This is a genomic window from Buttiauxella sp. (genome assembly GCF_035271705.1).
Lineage (GTDB): Bacteria > Pseudomonadota > Gammaproteobacteria > Enterobacterales > Enterobacteriaceae > Buttiauxella.
Genome location: NZ_DATERI010000125.1, coordinates 44,149 through 50,676 on the forward strand (window position 1 = coordinate 44,149; position 6,528 = coordinate 50,676).

General features: G+C 51.0%; 8 protein-coding genes. 5 read left to right on the forward strand and 3 right to left on the reverse strand.

Annotated elements, in window-relative coordinates; all coding sequences use genetic code 11:
- Positions 1 to 173: 173 nt before the first annotated feature.
- On the reverse strand, positions 174 to 1,328 hold the full coding sequence (gene metK / locus VJY99_RS11800; protein ID WP_324118638.1) for a methionine adenosyltransferase: 1,155 nt from the start codon (positions 1,326 to 1,328) through the stop codon (positions 174 to 176).
- Positions 1,329 to 1,491: 163 nt separating this feature from the next.
- Entirely contained in the window at positions 1,492 to 1,719 is a 228-nt protein-coding gene (locus VJY99_RS11805) for a hypothetical protein (RefSeq protein ID WP_324118640.1), read from the reverse strand.
- Positions 1,720 to 1,726: 7 nt separating this feature from the next.
- On the opposite strand from VJY99_RS11805, the gene VJY99_RS19700 reads away from it, so the two are divergent.
- The 4 genes from VJY99_RS19700 (at position 1,727) to speB (ending at position 5,249) form a co-directional block, all read left to right on the forward strand.
- Positions 1,727 to 1,906, forward strand: a complete 180-nt coding sequence (locus VJY99_RS19700) for a hypothetical protein (protein WP_422653022.1) — start codon at positions 1,727 to 1,729, stop codon at positions 1,904 to 1,906.
- A gap of 145 nt (positions 1,907 to 2,051) precedes the next feature.
- Positions 2,052 to 2,156, forward strand: coding sequence for a virulence promoting factor (locus tag VJY99_RS11815; RefSeq protein WP_414641588.1), 105 nt, complete (start codon positions 2,052 to 2,054; stop codon positions 2,154 to 2,156).
- The gene (gene speA / locus VJY99_RS11820; protein WP_324118644.1) at positions 2,149 to 4,125 is read left to right on the forward strand and encodes a biosynthetic arginine decarboxylase; all 1,977 of its coding nucleotides are present in this window, start codon (positions 2,149 to 2,151) and stop codon (positions 4,123 to 4,125) included. The genes VJY99_RS11815 and speA overlap by 8 nt, the downstream gene beginning before the upstream one ends.
- Positions 4,126 to 4,328: 203 nt before the next feature.
- On the forward strand, positions 4,329 to 5,249 hold the full coding sequence (gene speB, locus VJY99_RS11825; protein WP_324118646.1) for an agmatinase: 921 nt from the start codon (positions 4,329 to 4,331) through the stop codon (positions 5,247 to 5,249).
- Positions 5,250 to 5,385: 136 nt separating this feature from the next.
- Here speB and VJY99_RS11830 read toward each other — a convergent pair whose 3' ends face one another.
- Positions 5,386 to 6,144, reverse strand: coding sequence for a M48 family metallopeptidase (locus tag VJY99_RS11830; RefSeq protein WP_324118648.1), 759 nt, complete (start codon positions 6,142 to 6,144; stop codon positions 5,386 to 5,388).
- 265 nt (positions 6,145 to 6,409) lie between these two features.
- Here VJY99_RS11830 and VJY99_RS11835 point away from each other — a divergent pair.
- A partial coding sequence (locus tag VJY99_RS11835; RefSeq protein ID WP_171996282.1) for a hypothetical protein occupies positions 6,410 to 6,528 on the forward strand: 119 nt, incomplete at its 3' end.

Consider the following 6,528-nt stretch of genomic DNA (forward strand, 5'->3'; position numbering starts at 1 on the left):
ACAGTCTTAATTAATACGCATTAAATATAGATGTAACCGTTTTCATTGGTTGCGAATGGTTGAGGGTAAGGGCGCTTTGAAGGAAACCGGAGGGTTCTGAAGAGGTAGGGGCGATTAATAAGTAAAAAAAAGCCAGCAGAGCGCTGGCCTTTGATATTTGATGAGCTACAGGTTTATTTCAGGCCCGCAGCTTCACGCAGCATTTCTGCTTTGTCGGTTTTTTCCCAAGGGAAATGTTCACGACCAAAGTGACCGTATGCTGCGGTTTCTTTGTAGATAGGGTGCAGCAGATCCAGCATTTGAATCAGGCCATATGGACGCAGGTCGAAGAACTCGCGCACCAGCAGGGTCAGTCGTTCGGTAGAGATTTTCTCAGTACCGAAGGTTTCAACCATGATAGATGTTGGCTCTGCCACGCCGATTGCATAAGAAACCTGGATTTCACAACGGTCCGCAAGGCCCGCAGCAACGATATTTTTCGCAACATATCGCGCCGCATACGCAGCAGAACGGTCAACTTTAGACGGATCTTTACCGGAGAATGCGCCGCCACCGTGACGCGCCATGCCGCCGTAGGTATCAACGATAATTTTACGCCCCGTCAGACCACAGTCACCCATTGGGCCACCGATAACGAAACGGCCAGTTGGGTTGATGTGAAATTTGGTGGAAGCATTCAGCCATTCTGCGGGCAGAACGGGCTTGATAATCTCTTCCATCACGGCTTCTTGCAGTGTTTTAAGCTGAACGTCTTCGGAGTGCTGGGTAGACAGAACAACTGCGTCAATACCCACGATTTTACCGTCGTCGTACTGGAAGGTGATCTGGCTTTTTGCATCCGGGCGCAGCCACGGCAGTGAGCCATTCTTACGCACTTCAGCCTGGCGTTGAACCAAACGGTGCGCGTAAGTGATTGGTGCAGGCATCAGAACTTCGGTTTCGTTGGTCGCATAACCAAACATCAGGCCTTGGTCACCCGCGCCTTGTTCCAGTGGATCCGTACGGTCAACACCTTGGTTAATGTCTGGTGACTGTTTTCCGATAGCACTCAGAACAGCACAAGAGTTAGCATCAAAGCCCATATCAGAATGTACATAACCGATTTCGCGAACGGTTTGACGGGTGATTTCTTCGATATCAACCCATGCGCTGGTAGTGATTTCGCCACCCACCATCACCATGCCCGTTTTGACGTAAGTTTCACATGCTACGCGTGCTTTTGGATCCTGCTCGAGGATAGCATCAAGAACCGCGTCAGAGATTTGGTCAGCGATTTTATCGGGATGTCCTTCTGATACAGACTCGGACGTAAAGAGGTGTTTGGCCATGTTTTATTCACCCTAAGAAAATTAGGTTAGTGCAGACTGCTGCTAATTGGCGCTCGTATCAGTGTGATGCACTGATATCTTGAGTTTTAACCACAGAATTAATTTCAGGCAGTCTAACAGTTAATCGGTATAGATGGATTAACATCTGGACGTCTATTCTAGGTTATCCCTTAATCAGATTACCAGTGATTTTTGTGCTCGCAATTTTCAGACGATAATCTGGCATGGCAATTTTTACTGACAGTGCTGCAAAGTGGGGATTTTTGTTTTGCAATTTTCGGCTGTTGTCGGTATAAAGCGGCGCGCGCGGCTCATTCAACAAGCACACATTTATTCGTGTTGCCCACTTCCAGCCGGGTTGAGCAAATATCTTAGCTTTGGCTTGTCGCATGCCTCAGATGGTATGTGTGGAGGTGTCAGGATTGAAATACCGTTGTAATTCGCAGAATCTGGCTCACCCGTCTGGTGTGCATTTGCCTCTCTTAAAAAGCATCTCTTTACTGCATTCCTGCCGATGTTTTACCCGTTGGGTAACGACCCATCTTGGCGCATCAATGGACTCTCGGGCCGGTTTTTGATCCCGCGAAATTCAGAACGTGGGCTCTCTTATCATTGATAAGGGTTTTCTTGTGGTTTCGCCGAACCGTTCTTCGGAACTCGGTTACGTGTTTATACAATGATATGAAAAAGAAACCGGTCGCACAGTTTTCCTGTCAGCGTCTTATGCTACAACTACGCGCTGTTAATGGGTTGTTATTGCGGGATACCCCTGCGATAGTAGTCAACTGTTTTGCACATTCGTTTAAATTTGAGGTTCGCCATGTCTGACAAAATCTCTTCTGTTTCGGGTCCGTCAGTGGGCGAGCAGGATGTACACCGTTCCATGCAGGAGGTTGCCATGAGCTCCCAGGAAGCCAGCAAAATGCTGCGTACTTACAATATTGCCTGGTGGGGCAATAACTATTACGACGTCAACGAACTCGGTCACATTACTGTTTGCCCGGATCCAGATGTTCCGGATGCGCGTGTTGATCTCGCTGAACTCGTAAAAGCCCGTGAAGCACAGGGGCAGCGTTTGCCCGCCCTGTTTTGTTTCCCGCAGATTTTGCAGCACCGCCTGCGTTCGATTAACGCAGCGTTCAAACGTGCACGTGAATCCTACGGCTATAACGGCAACTACTTCCTCGTTTACCCGATTAAGGTAAACCAGCACCGTCGCGTGATTGAGTCGCTGATCCATTCCGGCGAACCACTGGGTCTGGAAGCGGGTTCTAAAGCTGAATTGATGGCCGTGCTGGCGCATGCTGGCATGACGCGTTCGGTGATTGTGTGTAACGGCTATAAAGACCGTGAATACATCCGCCTGGCGTTGATCGGCGAGAAGATGGGCCACAAGGTTTATCTGGTCATCGAGAAGATGTCAGAAATTCGCATCGTGTTGGAAGAAGCCGAGCGTCTGAATGTCGTGCCACGTCTTGGCGTGCGTGCGCGTCTGGCATCGCAAGGTTCCGGCAAATGGCAGTCTTCTGGCGGCGAGAAATCCAAATTTGGTCTGGCGGCGACGCAGGTTCTGCAACTGGTTGATATGTTGCGTGAAGCGGGTCGTATCGACAGCCTGCAATTGCTGCACTTCCACCTCGGTTCACAAATGGCGAACATTCGTGATATCGCCACAGGCGTGCGTGAATCCGCTCGTTTCTATGTTGAACTGCATAAGATGGGCGTCAACATTGAGTGCTTCGATGTGGGCGGCGGTCTGGGTGTGGACTACGAAGGGACGCGTTCTCAGTCCGATTGTTCGGTCAACTATGGCTTGAACGAATATGCGAACAACATCATCTGGGCGATTGGTGATGCGTGTGAAGAACATGGTTTGCCACATCCTACCGTTATCACCGAGTCTGGCCGTGCAGTCACCGCGCACCATACTGTGTTGGTTTCCAACATCATCGGTGTTGAGCGTAACGAATACACCACACCAACGGCACCGGCTGAAAATGCACCGCGCGCACTGCAAAGCATGTGGGAAACGTGGGGCGAAATGCACCTGCCGAATAACCGCCGCTCGCTGCGCGAATGGTTGCACGACAGCCAGATTGACTTGCACGACATCCATACCGGTTATGCATCGGGGAGTTACTCTCTGCAAGATCGTGCCTGGGCGGAGCAGCTTTATCTGAGCATGTGTCACGAAATCCAGCGCTTGCTGGATCCAAGCAACCGTGCGCACCGTCCAATCATCGACGAACTGCAAGAACGTATGGCGGATAAGATTTACGTTAACTTCTCGCTATTCCAGTCAATGCCGGATGCGTGGGGTATCGACCAACTGTTCCCGGTCATGCCGCTGGAAGGGCTGAACCAGATCCCTGAGCGCCGTGCCGTACTGCTCGACATCACCTGTGATTCCGACGGTGCTATCGATCACTACATCGACGGTGACGGTATTGCGACCACGATGCCAATGCCAGAATACGATGCGGAAAACCCGCCTCTGCTGGGCTTCTTTATGGTGGGTGCTTACCAGGAAATTCTGGGCAACATGCACAACCTGTTCGGCGATACTGAAGCGGTTGACGTGTTTGTGTTCCCTGACGGTAGCGTGGAAGTTGAGCTTTCTGATGAAGGCGATACCGTTGCGGATATGCTTGAGTACGTTCAGCTTGATCCGAAGACCTTGTTGAAACACTTCCGTGATCAGGTCAAACAGACCGATCTGGATGCCGGTTTACAGCAGCAGTTCCTCGAAGAGTTCGAGGCCGGTTTGTATGGCTATACTTATTTAGAAGACGAGTAAATGACTCAGCGTACTTCGCGTCGCAGGGGTGTTGGCTGCAACGCGAATGACGAGAGTAATGAGTGTACAAATAAGGCTGCATTCGGCGATAATCCGTGCCAACAAGCAGTTTGAATGAATCCAGTCCCTTCCTCGTCGGGTTTAACGACGCGGAAGGGATTTTTTTTTGACATAATTTCAACTATTTACCACGAGGTCAGACAATGAGCACCTTAGGCCATCAATACGATAACTCCCTGGTTTCCAATGCCTTCGGTTTTTTACGTTTTCCGCTGAACTTCATGCCATACGACAGTGATGCTGACTGGGTTATTACTGGCGTTCCTTTTGATGCGGCAACTTCTGGTCGTGCGGGTGGGCGTCATGGCCCTGCGGCAATTCGTCAGGTTTCCACTAACCTGGCATGGGAAGGCAACCGCTTCCCGTGGAATTTCGATATGCGTGAACGTTTGAACGTTGTGGACTGCGGCGACCTGGTTTATGCCTTCGGCGATGCGCGTGATATGAGCGAACGTTTGCAAGCCCATGCAGAAAAACTGCTGGCTGCGGGTAAACGTATGCTTTCCTTCGGTGGCGACCACTTCGTGACTCTGCCGCTGCTGCGTGCTCACGCTAAGCACTTCGGTAAAATGGCGCTGGTGCATTTCGATGCGCACACAGACACCTACGCGAACGGCTGCGAATTTGACCACGGCACGATGTTCTACACCGCGCCAAAAGAAGGTCTGATCGACCCGAACCATTCTGTGCAGATCGGTATCCGTACTGAGTTCGACAAAGACAACGGTTTTACCGTGCTGGATGCAGGCCAGGTGAACGACCGCACTGTGGACGACGTTCTGGCTCAGGTGAAGCAGATTGTGGGTGATATGCCGGTTTATCTGACTTTTGATATCGACTGTATCGATCCTGCTTTCGCACCAGGAACCGGTACGCCAGTTATCGGTGGCCTGACAACAGACCGCGCCTTAAAACTGGTGCGTGGTTTGAAAGACTTGAACATCGTCGGTATGGACGTAGTGGAAGTGTCACCGGCTTACGACCAGTCTGAAATCACGGCGTTGGCAGGTGCAACTTTAGCGCTGGAGATGTTGTATATCCAGGCTGCGAAAAAAGGCGAGTAATCAGGCTATTTTACTTGCCATTTTGAACCCGGGCAGTGCTCACCATCCTCACGTACTTTGTGTACGCTCCGGTGGCTGCGCGCTGTCCGAGTCCAAACTGCCTGCGACAATGACGCCTGAGGCAGTCATTTGAAAATTACTTCAGCCCATCTGCCGTCATGCGGTCACGAATGTGTTGCGCACGTTCAGCAGAAGCTGGATGGTCGTCGAGCATTGAGCTCTGGCGGCCTTCTTCCCCTTTGGCTAATTTCTCAAAGCTGGTTGCCAGACCAATTGGGTTGATCCCACGTTTTCTCAACAAATCATACGAGTAGTCATCAGCTTCAGCTTCCTGACGCTGGGAGAACTGTGCATTCACCAGTTGTTCACCCAAAGCGCCAAGCTGCGACTGTGACAAACTACCAATCACACCACCCGCTGAAGCTGCTGCAATACGCGCCGCGTTGGTGCCCAGCGCCACTTGCATGCCTTTCTTCACATGACCGAGTGCGACGTGGCCCATTTCATGGCCGATAACCGCTTCGGCTTCGTTATCGTTCATTAAGTCCATCAGGCCGCTGTAAACGCGAATACAGCCGTTGGCCATCGCAAAGGCGTTCACGTCTTTGGTGACGTAAACCTTATAGTTCACTGGCATACCGTTGATGTTGTCGCCCAGCGCTGAGGCTATTTTGTTCAAGCGCTGCATATACACGCTACTGGCCGGGGCGATAGACGCTTTGCTGTCCAGCTCGGCACAGGATTTGTCGCTCAGTGCTTTGACTTGAGCATCACTTAATGTGTATGCCTGAAAGACGCCTGCACCGGAAGCCAGCAGGCCGCTGGAATCCATATTCTGGCAACCGCTCAGTAGGGCAGCAACACTCAGGCTCAGTAAAATTGGGCGCATCTTCATGCCAATATCCTTAATAAATGACAACTGCTCAGAAATGATCCAGCCACAGATAACGGGCTAGTCGCTTCAGTATAAAGAAGTTAACCAAACTCGCGCAGCAACTTGCGTAACCTGCGAGCAGGTTCCAGAGATTTCTTAACCGGACAAAAGGATGCTCCATGTACATGGCACACGGCTTGCGGTACATTGATGGCAATTTTTTGGGCGTAGCCCATAACGCATAGTAGTCAAGGCCTGACCTTCAACCATCCGATCTGGAGTCAAAATGTCCTCTCGTAAAGAGCTTGCCAATGCTATTCGTGCACTTAGCATGGACGCAGTACAAAAAGCCAAATCCGGTCACCCGGGTGCCCCTATGGGTATGGCCGACATTGCCGAAGTCCT